Annotated in this window: 14 protein-coding genes; 5 read left to right on the plus strand and 9 right to left on the minus strand. The window is 46.1% G+C overall.

Annotated features, from left to right (window positions below; translation table 11 throughout):
• Positions 1-79: 79 nt before the first annotated feature.
• Positions 80-1,978: a molecular chaperone HtpG gene (htpG, locus tag ACKU35_RS05305; protein WP_319763842.1), complete on the minus strand. Its 1,899-nt coding sequence runs from the start codon at positions 1,976-1,978 to the stop codon at positions 80-82.
• Between the two features lie 103 nt (positions 1,979-2,081).
• Positions 2,082-2,696 carry a MerR family transcriptional regulator gene (locus ACKU35_RS05310; RefSeq protein ID WP_319763844.1) on the minus strand — a complete coding sequence of 205 codons (615 nt, stop codon included), beginning with the start codon at positions 2,694-2,696 and terminating at the stop codon, positions 2,082-2,084.
• Positions 2,697-3,066: 370 nt separating this feature from the next.
• On the opposite strand from ACKU35_RS05310, the gene ACKU35_RS05315 reads away from it, so the two are divergent.
• The 3 genes from ACKU35_RS05315 (at position 3,067) to folD (ending at position 6,230) form a co-directional block, all read left to right on the plus strand.
• Positions 3,067-3,852, plus strand: coding sequence for a type III pantothenate kinase (locus ACKU35_RS05315; protein WP_319763846.1), 786 nt, complete (start codon positions 3,067-3,069; stop codon positions 3,850-3,852).
• A gap of 83 nt (positions 3,853-3,935) precedes the next feature.
• Positions 3,936-5,231, plus strand: a complete 1,296-nt coding sequence (eno, locus tag ACKU35_RS05320; RefSeq protein WP_319763848.1) for a phosphopyruvate hydratase — start codon at positions 3,936-3,938, stop codon at positions 5,229-5,231.
• 138 nt (positions 5,232-5,369) lie between these two features.
• On the plus strand, positions 5,370-6,230 hold the full coding sequence (gene folD, locus ACKU35_RS05325) for a bifunctional methylenetetrahydrofolate dehydrogenase/methenyltetrahydrofolate cyclohydrolase FolD (RefSeq protein ID WP_319763850.1): 861 nt from the start codon (positions 5,370-5,372) through the stop codon (positions 6,228-6,230).
• 80 nt (positions 6,231-6,310) lie between these two features.
• Here folD and ACKU35_RS05330 read toward each other — a convergent pair whose 3' ends face one another.
• From ACKU35_RS05330 to ACKU35_RS05345, 4 genes are read right to left on the minus strand one after another with little or no spacing between them, the layout of a single operon-like run.
• Positions 6,311-7,396 carry a hypothetical protein gene (locus ACKU35_RS05330; RefSeq protein ID WP_319763852.1) on the minus strand — a complete coding sequence of 362 codons (1,086 nt, stop codon included), beginning with the start codon at positions 7,394-7,396 and terminating at the stop codon, positions 6,311-6,313.
• Complete coding sequence (locus tag ACKU35_RS05335; RefSeq protein WP_319763854.1) at positions 7,386-8,525, minus strand: hypothetical protein; 1,140 nt, start codon at positions 8,523-8,525, stop codon at positions 7,386-7,388. The genes ACKU35_RS05330 and ACKU35_RS05335 overlap by 11 nt, the downstream gene beginning before the upstream one ends.
• Positions 8,522-9,355 (minus strand): hypothetical protein, encoded by an 834-nt coding sequence (locus ACKU35_RS05340; protein ID WP_319763856.1) that lies wholly within the window; start codon positions 9,353-9,355, stop codon positions 8,522-8,524. Before ACKU35_RS05340 ends, ACKU35_RS05335 begins: the two co-directional genes overlap by 4 nt.
• The gene (locus ACKU35_RS05345) at positions 9,352-9,807 is read right to left on the minus strand and encodes a hypothetical protein (RefSeq protein ID WP_319763858.1); all 456 of its coding nucleotides are present in this window, start codon (positions 9,805-9,807) and stop codon (positions 9,352-9,354) included. The genes ACKU35_RS05340 and ACKU35_RS05345 overlap by 4 nt, the downstream gene beginning before the upstream one ends.
• 266 nt (positions 9,808-10,073) lie before the next feature.
• Between ACKU35_RS05345 and ACKU35_RS05350 the strand changes: the two genes are divergently transcribed.
• Positions 10,074-10,904 carry an HD domain-containing phosphohydrolase gene (locus ACKU35_RS05350; RefSeq protein WP_319763860.1) on the plus strand — a complete coding sequence of 277 codons (831 nt, stop codon included), beginning with the start codon at positions 10,074-10,076 and terminating at the stop codon, positions 10,902-10,904.
• 182 nt (positions 10,905-11,086) lie between these two features.
• Entirely contained in the window at positions 11,087-13,831 is a 2,745-nt protein-coding gene (gene uvrA / locus ACKU35_RS05355) for an excinuclease ABC subunit UvrA (protein ID WP_319763862.1), read from the plus strand.
• Between the two features lie 33 nt (positions 13,832-13,864).
• Here the strand turns inward: uvrA and ACKU35_RS05360 are convergent, their stop codons facing one another.
• The 3 genes from ACKU35_RS05360 to ACKU35_RS05370 all read right to left on the minus strand — a co-directional run bounded on the left by ACKU35_RS05360 (position 13,865) and on the right by ACKU35_RS05370 (position 15,587).
• Complete coding sequence (locus tag ACKU35_RS05360; protein ID WP_319763864.1) at positions 13,865-14,179, minus strand: Hpt domain-containing protein; 315 nt, start codon at positions 14,177-14,179, stop codon at positions 13,865-13,867.
• A 62-nt stretch (positions 14,180-14,241) separates the two neighbouring features.
• Positions 14,242-15,039: an acetolactate decarboxylase gene (budA, locus tag ACKU35_RS05365; protein WP_319763866.1), complete on the minus strand. Its 798-nt coding sequence runs from the start codon at positions 15,037-15,039 to the stop codon at positions 14,242-14,244.
• A 35-nt stretch (positions 15,040-15,074) separates the two neighbouring features.
• The gene (locus ACKU35_RS05370) at positions 15,075-15,587 is read right to left on the minus strand and encodes a chemotaxis protein CheD (RefSeq protein WP_319763868.1); all 513 of its coding nucleotides are present in this window, start codon (positions 15,585-15,587) and stop codon (positions 15,075-15,077) included.
• Positions 15,588-15,700: the final 113 nt, after the last annotated feature.

The raw sequence follows: 15,700 nt of genomic DNA on the forward strand, positions 1-15,700 counted from the left end.
CAGCAACATTGTTTTTTAAATATTTAAAAGCCCCGGTTGCCAAGGCTTCCGGGGCTTTTAAAGTTAAGTAGACCGTGGTTTAATCTTTCTTTTCCAATTCGGCATACCATCCGCCGGCCTTGGTCAGCAGACTCTGGATTCGGCCCACAAGTGCGTGGGGATCGTTCAGGTAGCCTTCAAGAAGCAGCGCTGATTCGAGCAGTTGGTTGGATGAAAGGGCGATGAACTCGTCCTCGGGATTTACCTTGAAAATCTCAAGCATGGAACGCAGAAGCGGATGATCGGCATTCACTTCCATGGTTTTGGTGGGGATGGAGCTATCCTTGTTCATGGCTTTCATGATTTTTTCCATAGAAGAAGTCATGGCTCCGTCAGGATTTACCAGTCGACAGGGAGAATCAGAAAGTCTTTCGGAAACTTTCACTTCTGCGACCTGTTCGCCCAGAACTTCCTTCATCTTGGCGATGAGGGCGTCCATGTCTTTTTCCTGATCTTCGGAAAGCGGCTCCGGTTCATTTTCTTTTTTAGCGGATTCAAATTTATCCAGCTTTTCAAGGTCGGCGTACTCGGCGGCTACGAAACTGAAGCCATCGTGTTCTCGGATGGATTCCATGACGAATTCATCGATGGGATCGTAAAGATAGAGTACCTCGATATCTTTATTGCGGAATATTTCAAGGTGCGGGTTGAGATTCGCGGCTTCGCGGCTGGCAACAAAGGAGTAGTATATCTCTTTCTGGTCTTCCTTAGCCCGCTCAATGTAATCCGCAAAAGAGACCAGAGTGTTGTCCCCGGCTTTTGAAGAATCAAAGCGGAGCAGATTGGCGTATTTTTCGCGGTTGACGAAATCCATGTGTCCGGCTTTGAAGATCTTGGAATGGGCTTTCCAGAATTTAGCATATTTTTCCGCGTCATCTTTGGCCAGTTTTTCCAGCTGTCCCAGAACCTGTTTGGTCAGGGTTGCGCTGATTTTGCCTATGAGCAGATTGTCCTGCAGGGTCTCGCGGGAGATGTTCAGGGGCAGGTCTTCAGTGTCGACCACACCTTTAATGAAGCTCAGGTATTCGGGGAGCAGGTTTTTGTTCTGCTTTTCGATGAGCACGCGGCGGACGTAGAGGTCGAGGCCCCAGTTGTCGCGGTCCATACCGAAGATGTCGAGATCCTTTTCCGGGATGAAGAGCAGGGAGTTGAACTGCACCGGAGCGTCAACAGAGAAGTGCAGGGTATCGATCGGGGGCTGCACGTCGTAGGTCAGGAATTTATAGAACTCTTCGTACTGCTCCTGCTTGATCTGGAATTTGGGTTCACGCCAGAGGGCGGTCACGGTGTTAACACGTTCACCGCCGATCATGATCGGGAAAGATACGAAATTGGAGTGGCGTTTGACGATGTCTTTGAGCTTGTCATCGGAGCCGAAGCGTTCGACATTCTCTTCATTCAAGAAAATTTCAATGCTGGTTCCGTGATCCATTTCCGCTTCGATCTCGGTCAGTTCGTAAGCGTTTTTACCGTCGGAAACCCACTGGATTGCCGGCTCATCCTTTTTGTAGGAGTTGGTGCGGACAACAACATGATCGGAAACCATGAAGATAGAATAGAAGCCGACACCGAAACGGCCGATGAGAGAATCGAGGCTTTCCTTGGACTCGGCAGCCTGTTTGACGAATTCAGCGGAACCTGAATGGGCGATGGTTCCGATGTTGGCCATCACTTCATCGCGGGTCATGCCGATACCGGTATCGGTCACGGTTACGCTTTTTTTCTCTTCATCATAGGCAATTAAAATTTCAGGTTCCACTTCATCGTCCAGCTCGGGGTTGCTGTTGATGGCGAAACGCATTTTATCAAGAGCGTCCGAAGCGTTGGAAACCAGTTCGCGCAGGAAAATTTCGCGGTTGGTGTAAAGTGAGTGGACCAGTATGTCCAGCAGCTGATTTACTTCAGCCTTGAATTCGAATTTTTCTGTCTGTGCAGTCATTTAATTCCTCCGTAAACATAAAATTCCTTCCTGCTGTACGTGACAGCCGGAAGGTTATTGATTGTGTCTTTTGCTTCTCCAACTGTTTTTCAACAGCTTGAGTCTATTTAGTTACGGCTTTTAGCTTGTCAAGGAGGAACTTTTCCATTTCCCTACGGTCTTTGCGCAGACGGACCAGCTCCGCTTCCATAATAGAAAGTTTTTCCCTGAGCTGGGTGTTCTCGTCTTTTAATCCTTCGATGCTTTCATTCTGGGAATTTAAATCAGCTGTTGCCTTTGCCATGCATTCTTTTACATCGTCCGTCACACTTCCGGCAGGCATACAGGAGAGCATTCCCTTAAGCCCCTCGTTAATGGATTTTGCTATTTCCGTGCCCATTGCCGCAGCAAGTTGGATTGCAGGTTCCAGATTGGGCTGCTGCATGTGGGCCGGAGCAACGCACTGAGCATGATCAGGGCCTTGCGGTTCAATGGCTGCATTAACGGGATATTTGCGGGACAGTTCAGCCATAACGTCGTCGGCTGTATGGCCCTGCTTGAGCATGGAAGCAATAATTTTAAAAATTTCAACTGCTTCGGATTTGAACCTTTTCTGCCTATTGCGGCCTGTGCTGGGCAGATACTGCGCAAAGCGGTTTTTCCAGTAATGGAGGGTTGATTCAGGGACTTCCAGCAGGCGGGAAATTTCCGCAATGGAGAGAAGTTTTTTGTCTGGCACGGCATGCTCCGCATTGGGGTTCGTGTAAAATTATAACTCTTTTGAGGATTATTTTTTTTTAATTTTTAATTCAATCCAAGTCAATAAACTATCAAATTATTACATAAATGTTGCATTATGAACATTTTTATGTTCACTTTCGATCAGAAAACCATATTGATTCATTTCCTAGAATGGAGTAGGCGGTCATCAATACAGGTTTTAAAAGGCTGGGCGGCATTAACAATCTAATTTGATTTTCATTTTTTGAGCGTCCTTTGTCGTCAGAGTTGAGGTTGTATCATAATTGTACCGCAATCATGTTTTTAGTTTTTGCGGAATATGGTATTAGACTTTGGAGTATGAATCCAGCAAGCAGCGGAGACCACTTTTGAGTTCGGAAACAATTTTACTTTTTGATGTAGGAAATACCAATACAAAAATCGGTTTTTCCACCCGTGATGAAATCGGCTCCTCCTTCACCCTGCCGACCGATCCCGGCGGCACTGCCGATTCCTGGGGATTGAAGCTCATTGAAATTTGTAGGGTGGCCGGTTTTTCCAATGATGAGATCATCGGTGGGGCTGTTTCTTCGGTTGTTCCGCCCATGAATCCGATTCTGAAACGGGCTGTGGAACGGTTTTTCCCCTGCGAGCTCCGCTTTGCACCTGACTCAATTCCACTGTCGCTGAATAACAGGTATGAGCGGCCGTGGGAAGTCGGTGCGGATAGACTTGTGACCGCTTTTTCAGGACGCCAGATCAGCGATAGTAAGAATCTTATTGTTGTTGATTTCGGAACCGCCACCACTTTTGATTGCGTGGTTGGTAATGATTACATGGGCGGGCTGATCTGTCCCGGAGTGCTTTCCTCCACCAAGGCTCTGGCCTCCGGAACCGCGAAGCTGCCACATATTTCACTCGAGATTGAGTCTGAAACCATCAGGCCCGGTAAAAGCACCGCGGATAGTCTCAATCAGGGACTTATTTTTGGTTTTGCGGCCATGGTAGAGGGCTTGAGCGAGCGGCTGAGCAACACTCTCGGCGGGGAGGTTGAGCTTATAGCCACCGGAGGTTTCGCTTCCAAAATTGCTGAAGTCTGCCGTGCGATTGACCGTGTTGAGCCGACTCTCCTTCTGGACGGGTTGCGCATGGGTTGGTTTGGCAGTGAAAAATAGTTTAGTGTAGGTTTTTTGCCGGGAATGTGCCCGGTAGTTCAAAGTAACCGGAACGTGTTGATTTATTTTTAAGGAGTATTGTTATGAGCACTATTACCGCAGTATGGGCTAGAGAAATTCTGGATTCCAGAGGTAACCCTACCGTAGAAGTAGAAGTAGTTCTTGAATCCGGCGCTACCGGTCGTGCGGCTGTTCCCTCCGGAGCATCCACCGGTTCCCGTGAAGCCCTTGAACTGCGTGACGGCGACAAAGATCGTTACAAAGGTAAAGGCGTGCAGGTTGCAGTAGCCAACGTTCGTGAAGAAATCGCGGAAGCTCTGGTCGGTCAGGATGCGCTGCGTCAGGTCAATATCGATAATATCCTCATCGAGCTCGACGGTACTGAGAATAAAGAACGCCTCGGCGCAAATGCAATGCTCGGCGTTTCCATGGCTGTTGCCCGCGCTGCTGCAAATCTGCTCGGTATTCCCCTCTACCAGTATCTCGGCGGTGTAAACGGTAAGCTTCTGCCCGTTCCCATGATGAATATCATCAACGGCGGCGAACATGCACCCAACAACCTGGATATTCAGGAATTTATGATTATGCCCATCGGTGCTGAGACTTTTGCTGAAGCTCTGCGCATGGGTTCTGAAATTTTCCACACCCTCAAAGGTCTGCTGGCTGCCGACGGCCATAATACCGCAGTTGGTGATGAAGGTGGTTTCGCACCGAACCTCGAGTCTCACGCTCAGGCTTTTGAATATATTATGAAAGCTATTGAAACAGCTGGTTACCGTCCCGGTGCTGATGTTGCTCTCGCTATCGATGCAGCAGCTTCCGAATTCTACAAAGACGGCAAGTATGTTCTGGCCGGTGAAAATAAAGAATTCGACGCTCAGGGCATGATTGATTTTTACTCCGACTTCGTAGAGCGTTTCCCGCTTATCTCCATCGAAGACGGCCTTGCTGAAGGCGACTGGGATGGCTGGGTAAAAATGACCGATGATCTCGGTGAAAAAATTCAGCTTGTAGGTGATGATCTGTTCGTAACCAATCCCGATATCCTTGCTGAAGGTATCGAGCGCGGCGCTTGCAACTCCATCCTCATCAAGCTGAACCAGATCGGTACCCTTACCGAAACTCTGGACACCATGGAACTGGCCAAGACCGCAGGCTACACTAACGTTGTATCCCACCGTTCCGGTGAAACAAGCGACCATTTCATCGCTGACCTCGCCGTAGGTATTAACGCAGGCCAGATCAAGACCGGCTCCCTGTGCCGCTCCGACCGCCTCGCCAAGTACAATCAGCTGCTGCGCATCGAGGAAGACCTCGAAGATGATGGCATCTACTACGGTCCTGCTCTGAAGGAAGCTTTCTTCGGCGAAGACGAGTAAATACTTTGGCTGCTTAGCTTACTTAAGGGCTGTGGGGTTCTCCCCGCAGCCCTTTTTGTGTATACTGACATCTTGCCAGTATAAGAAAATTAAAATACAAAATCACCACCCACAGGCCATAAACAGCGGAGAATTTCAATGCAGATATTGAATGGTAAAGAAACAGCCCTTACTATTCGTGAAGAGCTGAAGGTAGAGATAGACGGACTTAAAGATAAACTGGGCCGCGCACCCGGCTTGGCAGTTATTCTTGTAGGCGAGGACCCCGCATCACAGGTTTACGTGCGCAATAAGGAAATAGCCTGCGAAAAAGCGGGAATAGTTTCCACCGCCCACCGCATCGATGCCTCCGTCGCTCAGGAAGATCTCGAGGCTTTAATTCAGAAGCTTAATGATGACGATACCATCGACGGCATTCTCTTGCAGCTGCCCCTGCCTAAAGGTCTGGACAGCCAGCGCTGCCTCGAACTGATCGATCCCGGCAAGGATGTGGACGGTTTCCACCCCATGAACGTAGGTAAGCTCATGCTCGGCCTGCCCGGTTTTCGTTCCTGCACACCCGCAGGTATTATGACCCTGCTGGAGCGCTACAATCTGCCTACTTCCGGTAAAAAGGCCGTGGTTGTCGGCCGGTCCAACATCGTGGGCAAGCCCCTAGCCATGATGCTCATGCAGTACGGTGATTTTGCTAACGCTACCGTTACCGTCTGCCATTCCCGCACTGACAACCTCGCTGAGGAAGTTAAAGCCGCAGATTTCGTTTTTGCCGCCATCGGCATTCCCAAATTTATCAAGAAAGAAATGGTCAAGGATGGCGCTGTAGTAATCGACGTAGGCATCAACCGTACAGACGAAGGTCTGGTCGGTGACTGCGATTACGCCGCTCTCGAAGACGTAGCCTCCGCCATGACCCCGGTTCCCGGAGGAGTCGGCCCCATGACCATCGCCCAGCTGCTGATCAATACCGTACAGGCTTATAAGAAGCATTTGGTGGCTTAGCAGATCAGCTGCTGATTTATATTTGGATGTAAAAAACTCCCTGTCTTTATGAGGCAGGGAGTTTTTCATTGATGTCTTTGTTAATTCTGAGATGCCTTTTGAGATGTGAAATTGATTCGAGTACTATGGATATTCCCAACTCCTTTTCGTACTAATATGATCATAAAAAAGAACGGAACCAAGTCTAGTGTCATGCAGAGGGCCCACCAGTGAAGCATTTTTAAAATGTTGGCAAAACATAAAGATATGGTCGGTTCACGCGAAGCAGAATCCTTTAAAGGTTTAAGGGTAAAGTTCAAGTGATCAAAAGCCTTTGTTATTTGATCTGCATTATTGCGAAGTGTTGAAGCTTCGGCTGCGAGGGCTTTTTGCGTGCTTGAGTGTTTGCCTGTAGCAAAGCTACTGATTGCTTTTGAGGTGGTGATCATGGATTTTGTAAGGGATGAAATTCCGATATTGATACCTGGACTAAGTATCTTTTGAAGGGCTATATTTATGACTCGAACATGATTCGGGTAGTTTGATTTGCTAAATGCTTCAGGGTCAGTTTCCATGGTGGACATTTCATTTGTAATTTTAGTTTGTGCGTCTTCAATCGCGAGGGTTAACGTTCTAATTTTATGACAAGTAGAGTTTGTCTTGCCGTATAGCACTTTGGAAGATTTCCATAATGTGCCCCTCTTGTTTGTGCCCGTATATATCCCCCCTTCAGAATTCTTCAGCAGTCTGGCTATATCGTTATTCGCGATTTCTACTGATTGTTCGGCTGCTTTATATTTTTGTATTATGTCAGAGGATTGGAATGAGTTAGAAAATATTTTGTACTGATCATAGTTGGCTAACCTGTACACTTCGTTTTTTGATAAACCTACGATGGACCACATGGTAGAGCTTGAAAAGATTAAAAAAATTGAAAAAATAATAAGCAATACTTTGGATGTCTTTTTCTGAGTTCCCTGCAGAAAATTAGCAATAATGTTAGAGAAGTATAACATTAAGAAAAAGCTGGCTATGGCAACAGTGCCGGATATATACGAAGACACACTCTCGCTGAGCCCCATATAAGTAGCATAAGCTGATGCGCTTGTGCAGATTAGTATAGTTATTATTAGTCCGGAATTTGATATGAATTTTATAATATTTTCTCTTTCTCTTTTACTGAGCATTGTGCCCTCCTACTTGTCCGGTGTATTGGGTTCTTAAAGACCACTCCTGCATTATTTTTAAAGTGTGTGAATACTGCTTATATAGCGGGGTGCGTTCTTGAGGAATGTCCAGTGTCTCTGTTGGTTCTGCAGGGATAACTGTAGGTGAGTAGTCTATGAATTTTAGTATGAAATTATTATTTAATATTGAATACAGGGATGCATAATATAGAATCATATTCCAGTCGTCATCCTTGGAATCCCCTGAACATTTCGGGTTTGTTTCAGTGATTATTTCGTCGAGCCTTTCCGGTGTTAACCTAAGTTCCCGGCAGACTTCAACAGCTTCAGCTGATATGTAATTTACAACACCGTTAAATGTATATTGTCTGGTGCAAATGCTGCCTTGTTCAATACAAATGTCAGGTTCTTGGAGGTTAATTTTTCTATGAATGATATCTATTAGCCTAGATAATAGGGCTAAGCGGTGGCATCCACTTGCCCTAGTTTCTATTAAACTCTCTTTAGAGTTTAATACTCTTTCAAATTGTCTGCTGGGAACAATTACGTCATATCCATAATCCAATGCATGCTTTATTGTCCGGTTGCTATCGATATTAAGGGGTATTATTACGGGATTCCCCTTGCTGTGTTCTGCTGCGGAAGCTATTAATTCGGAAGTCGATACCGACTCAACACAGAGAATGTTTTGCTGCATGTATTTGTTTACGTGGAAATGGATATATTGGTTCAGTATAGAGTCTTGGGACAGCTCATAAAATGGACTTTGCCATTCACTATTAATTTTTAATAAAATATTGAATCTATCTATCTCCTTTTCAATAGCAGTAGATGAAGTAAATTCGTTTAGTGTTGTTTTTGTTAGGGGAGTGATCTGCGAAACTTTGGCGAAGAGTTCCTTTATAAATAAATATACAGCAACCGTCTCTTCTCTTTCGGTGTAGTCTACAGAGAAAATTATTCTTCCATCTCTCCCTTCCAGCCTGCTAAGAGTTTTGCTCCGGTATATTAATGTGTGCTTTTTGTTACTGCTGTCATATATAAGAAATTCAAATTCTGTATCGATTAAAGGTTGTACAGTTGAATTATATGTAGCAGTTTCCGGACGCATATCTACCCTGGAAATCATATGGCAATCCTCTCTATAAGCTCTATAAAGCTTTTAGTGTAGATGTGGCCGTCTATACCTCTAAAGTATGGATAATCCGGTGAGCAAATATTCCCATCCTCTCTTATTACTCTGCCTGTTGTCGAATGCCATGCATATCTGATGTTTTCAGCTCCAAAACAGTTTATAAGGCTGTTGTTCGCAGTCATCATATGTTCACAAAAGAAATCTTCAGCGCTTTGATCCGCAGAGTATTTCTCATTATCGTTTTCGTAACAACAGTCTGATTTGTTTAAAACAACAAGAACTGGAATTTGTATCTGGTGTCCAATGTCCAGTCCGTTATAAAAAGAAAAAACGGTTGCTAAACGTCTTATGAACTTGCAATCATTTAACTGTTCAGTCTCCAATTCTGAATTTGGTAAATGATAGTCTTCCATGTCCGTCATTAGAATCAGCCCTCTGGCTTCGCTCAGTCTCAGCAGGAGCTGTTCTGTTTCGTCTTTGGAGTGTTTGAATATTCTTCTCCATGCTGGTAGCGGATTCTCAGTAAGCTCCTTCGCTTTCTTGGCGATGTCCTCTAATTGTCCGCCGGAGATGTCCGGCAAGGTGAATAATATTTGCTTCTCGCCATTGCTCAGAGACATGGTTATAGATTTTCTAGTCAGCTCTTTGAGGGTTGTTGTCCGTTTACTTCTTGCTATCCATTGTCCATCATCAATGTAGTCCTGAATTTCTGGATCCTGATCTAGTGTCTGACAGCCAAAAAGTTTTTTTTGTATCATTTTTTCTATCATCAAATATAGATAGCAGGTCTTTCCTGATCTACGTTTTCCCGCAATAAGTATCATATTGCCACCTCCCTGATAATTAAAATTATACTTGTTATAGCTGTGAGATAGTTAGCCTCTAATGATATTTTGTTTTTACGTAATTTCTTCAGTTGTGCGTTTGAGCTGAGCAGGTTGATAAAGAACCATATAATTGTCGAAATGATCAGGAGTTTATTAAAGTTGTTGCTGCTGTTTTTTACGAAATATAGTGCTGAAATATAGAGGGAAAAGCATAGGCCCTCTACTAGCCATATTGGCGTCGGTGTAGCCGGTATTGCAGCCTTTATGAGAATGTTTTTAGGTATGCAGATTAGCAGCCCAAGTATTGCAAAAAATAAATTGCTCACTACCGAATGCGGGAATGAAGGAACTGGGGTTGAATATGATATATTGATTATTATTTGTGAAATCCAGTCTATTAAAGCGCAGTTGCTTAATATTTTAATGAGTTGTTCTAATTGTTTCTTCATGCTTCTTCTCTCTTTATTTGTTTTCTTGTATTTGTTTGTCTAAAAAAAATCAATAAAAGAGTATTGATATTTTTAATCCAGATGTCTTCCGTTGAGGTAACTCTCTAAAATTGATACAATTAAAGGCGGAATTGTTTTTTTTCTGTCGCTTATGGCGTTATTTCACTCATTGCTGTTTTTGGAAAAATTAATTCTGGTCTTTTTTAATTCTACCGAGTTATTTTTTTAAGTAGCTAGTTTTTCTATCTAACCTTACGGACACTCACATGAAAGGACTCACCGAACTGCTGACCTGCATTCAGGAAATTTCCGGCGGAAATTATTCCAATGACATCATGCACCTGACCACCGGGGATTATGATCCTTATGTCAGGGAACTGGCGGAATCCGTGGGTTTGATGATGGTCCGTATTGAGGCTCGTGAGTTTGCGCTTGAGCAGGCCAATGACGAGCTTAAGTGTAATATCGTCGCAACTATCAAGGCTGTAGCGCGTGGTTTGAGCCTGCGCGATCCTTACACCCGTGGGCATGCGGAAAGGGTGGGGAACTATTGCGAACGGCTTGCCCGTAAAATGGAGCTTTCCGATGATGAAATATGGACCATGCACGTGGCCGGAACCCTGCACGATATCGGCAAGATAGGGTTCAGCGACCGCCTGATTCAGAATGTGGACACCAAGGTGGACGCGGAGATGCTGGCAGAGATCAAGCAGCACCCGGAATGGGGCTTCAAGATGCTCCGTGGATTGGAATTTCTCGGTCCTGCTTTAGAATATGTGCGCTCGCATCATGAACGGCTGGACGGCACCGGATACCCCAACGGTTTGCAGGGCGATGAAATTAAGACCGGATCGCGCATCCTGTCTATTGCAGATGTTTTTGACGCGATAACCACCACCCGAACCTATCAGAATGCCATGGATCTTGAAAAAGCCTTCGGCATCCTGCGTAAACTGGCTGGGCCTTCGCTTGATCCTGAGTTGGTAGAGTTGTTCATAAGTGATATTATTGAGTTCGGCCTTGAAGATGTGGAAGATAATTTCAGCACTTGCGCTACGCCTAATTGCGTTTTTCCAAGTCATGACACAAAAAAATAATTAATAATCGTTCCTGATAAGCTTGCCTTCTTTTTGAAAATGTTTATTCTCTCCCTTCGTGTTAATTTTATCTTAACAATCGCATAACGCGGCGAAGCCCTAATAACAGTTTTTGGGGTTCTTAAAATCTTTTTACATAAAGGGTTTAAGGACCCGGTAGGGTAGCCGAAGGCATTCAATACATGAAAAAATCTATCCATATTGAAGGTGCGCGCCAGCACAACCTTAAAAATTTAAATCTTGATATTCCGCGTGATCAGCTGGTTGTTGTTTGCGGTCCTTCCGGGTCCGGTAAATCGACCTTGTCTTTTGACATCGTTTATGCCGAGGGACAGCGTCGCTACGTGGAATCCCTTTCCGCTTACGCACGGCAGTTTCTTCCCCAGCTGGATAAGCCGCAGGTTGATAAAATCGAGGGCTTATCCCCCGCAATTTCTCTGGAGCAACAATCCACTTCCCGCAACCCGCGTTCTACCGTGGGTACGGTCACTGAAATTTATGACTTTTTGCGTGTATTCTTTGCGCGGCTTGGTAAATTTCATTGCCCGGAATGCGGCATACCCATCGCGGCTCAGACTTCAGATGAAATTCTGGAGCGGATCATGGCTCTTGGCGAAGGAACCAAGTTTATGCTGCTGGCTCCGCTGGTGGATCATCAGAAAGGAACGCACAAGGATTTGTTTAAGAAGCTTAAAAAAGAGGGCTTCGTGCGTGTGCGTGTGGACGGTCAGATCTATACCATTGATGATGTTCCTGATCTTGAGAAAAACAAGAAGCATAATGTAGATCTGGTTGTGGACCGTCTTGTAATCAAGGGCGACATGAAAAAGAGGCTCGGCGATTCGCTGGAGCTGGCTCTGCGGTACGGTGATGAATCCATAGTTGTTTCCATAATCGGCGGAGAAGATGTTTATCTTTCGACCATGTCCACCTGTCCTTCGTGTAAAATAAGCATGCCGAAACTTTCCCCGCAGCTGTTTTCGTTTAACAGTCCGCAAGGTGCGTGTACCCTTTGTTCCGGCATCGGCAGTGTTGAATATTATGAGCCGGAACTGCTGGCTCCCAACAAGGGACTTTCGCTTAAAACCGGGGCGGTTATTCCGTGGAAATCCCCGAAGATGTTTGAGCGCTATGAAAAGGATTTCCGGGCATTAGGCAAGAAGCATGGGTTCAAAGTGGATACGCCGTTAAGTGAATTTTCGGCAGCAGCGCACAAGGCCCTTTTCTATGGTGACAAAGAGCTGGGCTGGGAAGGTGTAGTCGACCTGCTTGAGGTGGGGCACAACCTTGGACGGATCTGGCGCGATGAACTTTCCCGTTTCCGTCAGTCGCGGCCCTGTCCCGCTTGTGAAGGAGCTAGACTGCGCCCTGAATCTTTGGCGGTTAAGGTGGAAAATGTTTCAATTTTTGAATTTTGCTCCATGTCCATCAAGAGGGCTTTGGATTGGTTGGAAGAGCTTGATTTTTCCGGTCATGAACTGCTTATCGCCGAACCTCTTTTGAAAGAATTGACCCATCGTTTGGGTTTCATGGTCAACGTAGGGCTTGATTACCTGAATCTCGGCCGCAACATGGCGACTTTGTCCGGTGGTGAGGCCCAGCGTATCAGATTGGCCGGTCAGCTTGGGTCTGGTCTGGTGGGTGTGACCTACGTGCTTGATGAACCCTCCATCGGTCTTCATCCGCGCGATAATGAGCGTTTGATCGAAACCCTGCGTTCTTTGCAGTCCCGTGGTAATACCGTGCTGGTTGTGGAGCATGATGAATCCACCATCCGCAATGCCGATCATGTTATTGAGATCGGCCCCGGCTCGGGCATGCTCGGCGGGGAAATTGTCTTTCAGGGAAGTGTGAAAAAACTGCTCGATAAGGCCCAGACCCTGACCGCCAGATACCTGCGTGGTGAACTGGTTCTTGATAAGCCGGACGAGCGGCGCATTCCAAAGGATTGGATCAAATTAAAAGGGGTTAATACAAACAACCTCAAGAATCTGGATGTGGATATTCCTCTGGGCGTGCTCTGTTGTTTTACCGGGGTATCCGGTTCAGGCAAAAGCTCGCTGGTAGTGGATTCCATGTACAAGCACCTTGCCCTTTCGCGTGGGGTGAAAGTGGATCAGCCGGGCCGTATCTCCGGTATTGAAGGAATCGAGAAGATTGAAAAGGTCATCTCTATCGACCAGTCTCCAATCGGCAGGACTCCAAGGTCCAACCCGGCCACCTACACCAAGATATTTGATGAAATTCGTAAGATTTTCTGTGCAACCAAAGAATCCAAGAAGCGCGGCTACAAGCCTGGACGTTTCAGCTTTAACGTGCGCGGCGGTCGCTGCGAAGCCTGTCGCGGTGATGGTCAGATCAGGGTGGAAATGCATTTCCTGCCCGATGTGTATGTGACCTGTGATGTCTGCAAGGGTAAACGTTACAACAGTCAGACTCTGGAAGTGGATTACAAAGGCAAGAATATTGCGGAAGTTCTGGATATGACCGTGCGTCAGGCCAAGGCCTTTTTTGAGAACCATCCCACCCTGAATCGCAGACTGGAAGTGTTGGAGCAGGTGGGTCTTGAATATGTTCAATTGGGCCAGCCGGCTACCACGCTTTCCGGAGGGGAAGCCCAGCGGATCAAGATCTCGCGCGAGCTTGGTAAACGCAGCCTGCCCGGAACCCTCTACATCCTTGATGAGCCGACGACCGGACTGCATATGCACGAGGTGGGCAAGCTTATTAAGGTCCTACAGCAGCTAGTGGAAAAAGGCGCTACGGTCATCGTCATCGAGCATAATACTGATGTTATCCGTGCGTCCGATTATGTCTTTGATTTAGGACCCGGAGGAGGAGAGTCCGGGGGGCGGATAGTGGCTCACGGGACTCCTGAAGAAATCATTGCCAATCCTGATTCTGTTACGGGACAATTTTTGGTCTAAAAAAAACCGGAAGTTTTAAAACTTCCGGTTTTTTTATTCGTCCACTTCAACGTATTTAATGTCGAGATGTTCAAGGAAATGCCTGATTACGGCTGTATGCTTCGATATTGATGTCAGCTCCTGCTCCAGAGCTTTATCTTCGATTATAGTTCCCAAGCGGGTAAGTTCGTCAAGACCGTACGAAGACCCGGTACCTTTGAGGCGGTGTCCCAGCAAACGTATGGTTTCAAAATCTTTTTTCTCAACAGCGTTTTCAAGTTCCGAGAGTTCTCGTTGTCTGATTTCCAGATAGCGAGGCATTATAGCTTCCAGATCTTCATCCACCGGAATAACAATGCGGTCATTCATAATAACATTCTCCCGACTGAGTTGTTTTGATTATACCAGAGCGCAGGTGACTTAGAGTAATATTACTTCTTCTCTGAAGATTTTTCCACAGCTTTTAATTCTTTTTGCTTATCTTGATTAAATTTAGTCTTCAGAAAGTTTCTGGATTCCGGGAGTTGCAGGGAAACATTGTTGTATGCTCCTACCTTGGCTGCCAGATCAGTAAAGGCACAGTCAAGTACGTGCCCTCCGGCTGTACGGTCTTTGGTGATGAAATGCCAGTGAAACCCCGGAATACCGATTCCTTTCACGTAGGTAGGGCTTTTGATGCCGATAAGTGATCCCGCAACGTCCTTGAACCTGAAGTTTTTCTGCTTTTTTACCACCTCGATCAGCGGGAGGTATGGTTTGGTCTGGGCAGGTACGCTGCGGGTGCGCATTTTGTGAAAGGTGCCGTCAATTCTGATTATATAAAAAATATTTTCCGAGCCGATGGCGTTTGAAATTTTTTTGTCGAGTTCAGCCAGTGTCTTTATGGAATCAAGTTTGACGATTGTAGCGGTCTTAAAAAAGGCTGCCGTCGCAAAAGGGGTGCGCTCGGTATCTTCTATCCTTAGGGCTTTACCCGTGGAGTTTATTTTGTAAATTTCCCCGTCAAGGAAGACCATTTCCCCATCTAGGTGGTTAAAGGTACCTATCCCGGTGTCTCCATGTCCTTTTAATTCACCGATGGTCAGTTCGCCATCATAGTTCCCCGCTAGCAGTGAATCAATGATCGAGTATTGATAGATTGTCTCGCCCGCTTTGGAGATTCCGGGCAGTAAGCACACGGCCAGAGCAAGAAAAAGTATTACAGAAGAAAGCTTATTAGTTATGTTCATATTCTTAATCGGTCTTGTCCCGGCTCAAGCGGGCTTTAGAGCATTTTTTTTTCAAGTCTTTTGATCCAGACATCGCCGGTGTAAGTGCTGAAGAGCAGTTTTCTGCCCACGTTGCCACCCACATCCATGCTGCGGGGGGGCAATCCGTGTGCCTTGAGGTGTTCAAGGGCCGCTTCAACGTTTCTGTTGCCGATGCCCAGCGCGCATGAAGGTCTAACTTGCGAGTAGGTCAGCCCTGTTGCCCCTCCGAACAGTTTGACCTCAATCTCACTCTTTTTGACTCCCAGACGATTCATACTCTTTAGCAAATGGGGTACGGAGGTGTCCACATATCTGCAAATTTGCAGGTAAGGTTCTCTCGAATCTGGGGATTTAACACGTGAAGGGAGAAAAGCATGACATATCGCCCCTTGTCTGGTGCGCGGACAAAACATGGAAATAGCCACACATGAACCCAGCACCGTGGAGACCAAAGTAGGCGTCACGCCTATGTAAGCGTCTCCGGTATGCAGGAAAACCCGGCGTATATCAGAATTGTTCAGGGGCATTATCTTTGTCTTTCTCGTTGCATTTTTCTGTATATCTTTGGTGACAGTATATGACTATCGAGTTACTGCCCAGTATAATTGTGCCGTTTTGTATCCTCTTTTGTCAAAAAATA

This window comes from Maridesulfovibrio sp., from assembly GCF_963676065.1.
Taxonomy (GTDB): Bacteria; Desulfobacterota; Desulfovibrionia; order Desulfovibrionales; family Desulfovibrionaceae; genus Maridesulfovibrio.

Excerpts from the sequence above, each read along its gene's own strand:
- htpG (WP_319763842.1), bottom strand. The coding sequence starts at position 1,978 with ATGACTGCACAGACAGAAAAATTCGAATTCAAGGCTGAAGTAAATCAG.
- eno (WP_319763848.1), top strand. The coding sequence starts at position 3,936 with ATGAGCACTATTACCGCAGTATGGGCTAGAGAAATTCTGGATTCCAGA.
- folD (WP_319763850.1), top strand. The coding sequence starts at position 5,370 with ATGCAGATATTGAATGGTAAAGAAACAGCCCTTACTATTCGTGAAGAG.
- ACKU35_RS05330 (WP_319763852.1), bottom strand. The coding sequence starts at position 7,396 with ATGCTCAGTAAAAGAGAAAGAGAAAATATTATAAAATTCATATCAAAT.
- ACKU35_RS05335 (WP_319763854.1), bottom strand. The coding sequence starts at position 8,525 with ATGATTTCCAGGGTAGATATGCGTCCGGAAACTGCTACATATAATTCA.
- ACKU35_RS05340 (WP_319763856.1), bottom strand. The coding sequence starts at position 9,355 with ATGATACTTATTGCGGGAAAACGTAGATCAGGAAAGACCTGCTATCTA.
- ACKU35_RS05345 (WP_319763858.1), bottom strand. The coding sequence starts at position 9,807 with ATGAAGAAACAATTAGAACAACTCATTAAAATATTAAGCAACTGCGCT.
- ACKU35_RS05350 (WP_319763860.1), top strand. The coding sequence starts at position 10,074 with ATGAAAGGACTCACCGAACTGCTGACCTGCATTCAGGAAATTTCCGGC.
- uvrA (WP_319763862.1), top strand. The coding sequence starts at position 11,087 with ATGAAAAAATCTATCCATATTGAAGGTGCGCGCCAGCACAACCTTAAA.
- ACKU35_RS05360 (WP_319763864.1), bottom strand. The coding sequence starts at position 14,179 with ATGAATGACCGCATTGTTATTCCGGTGGATGAAGATCTGGAAGCTATA.
- budA (WP_319763866.1), bottom strand. The coding sequence starts at position 15,039 with ATGAACATAACTAATAAGCTTTCTTCTGTAATACTTTTTCTTGCTCTG.
- ACKU35_RS05370 (WP_319763868.1), bottom strand. The coding sequence starts at position 15,587 with ATGCCCCTGAACAATTCTGATATACGCCGGGTTTTCCTGCATACCGGA.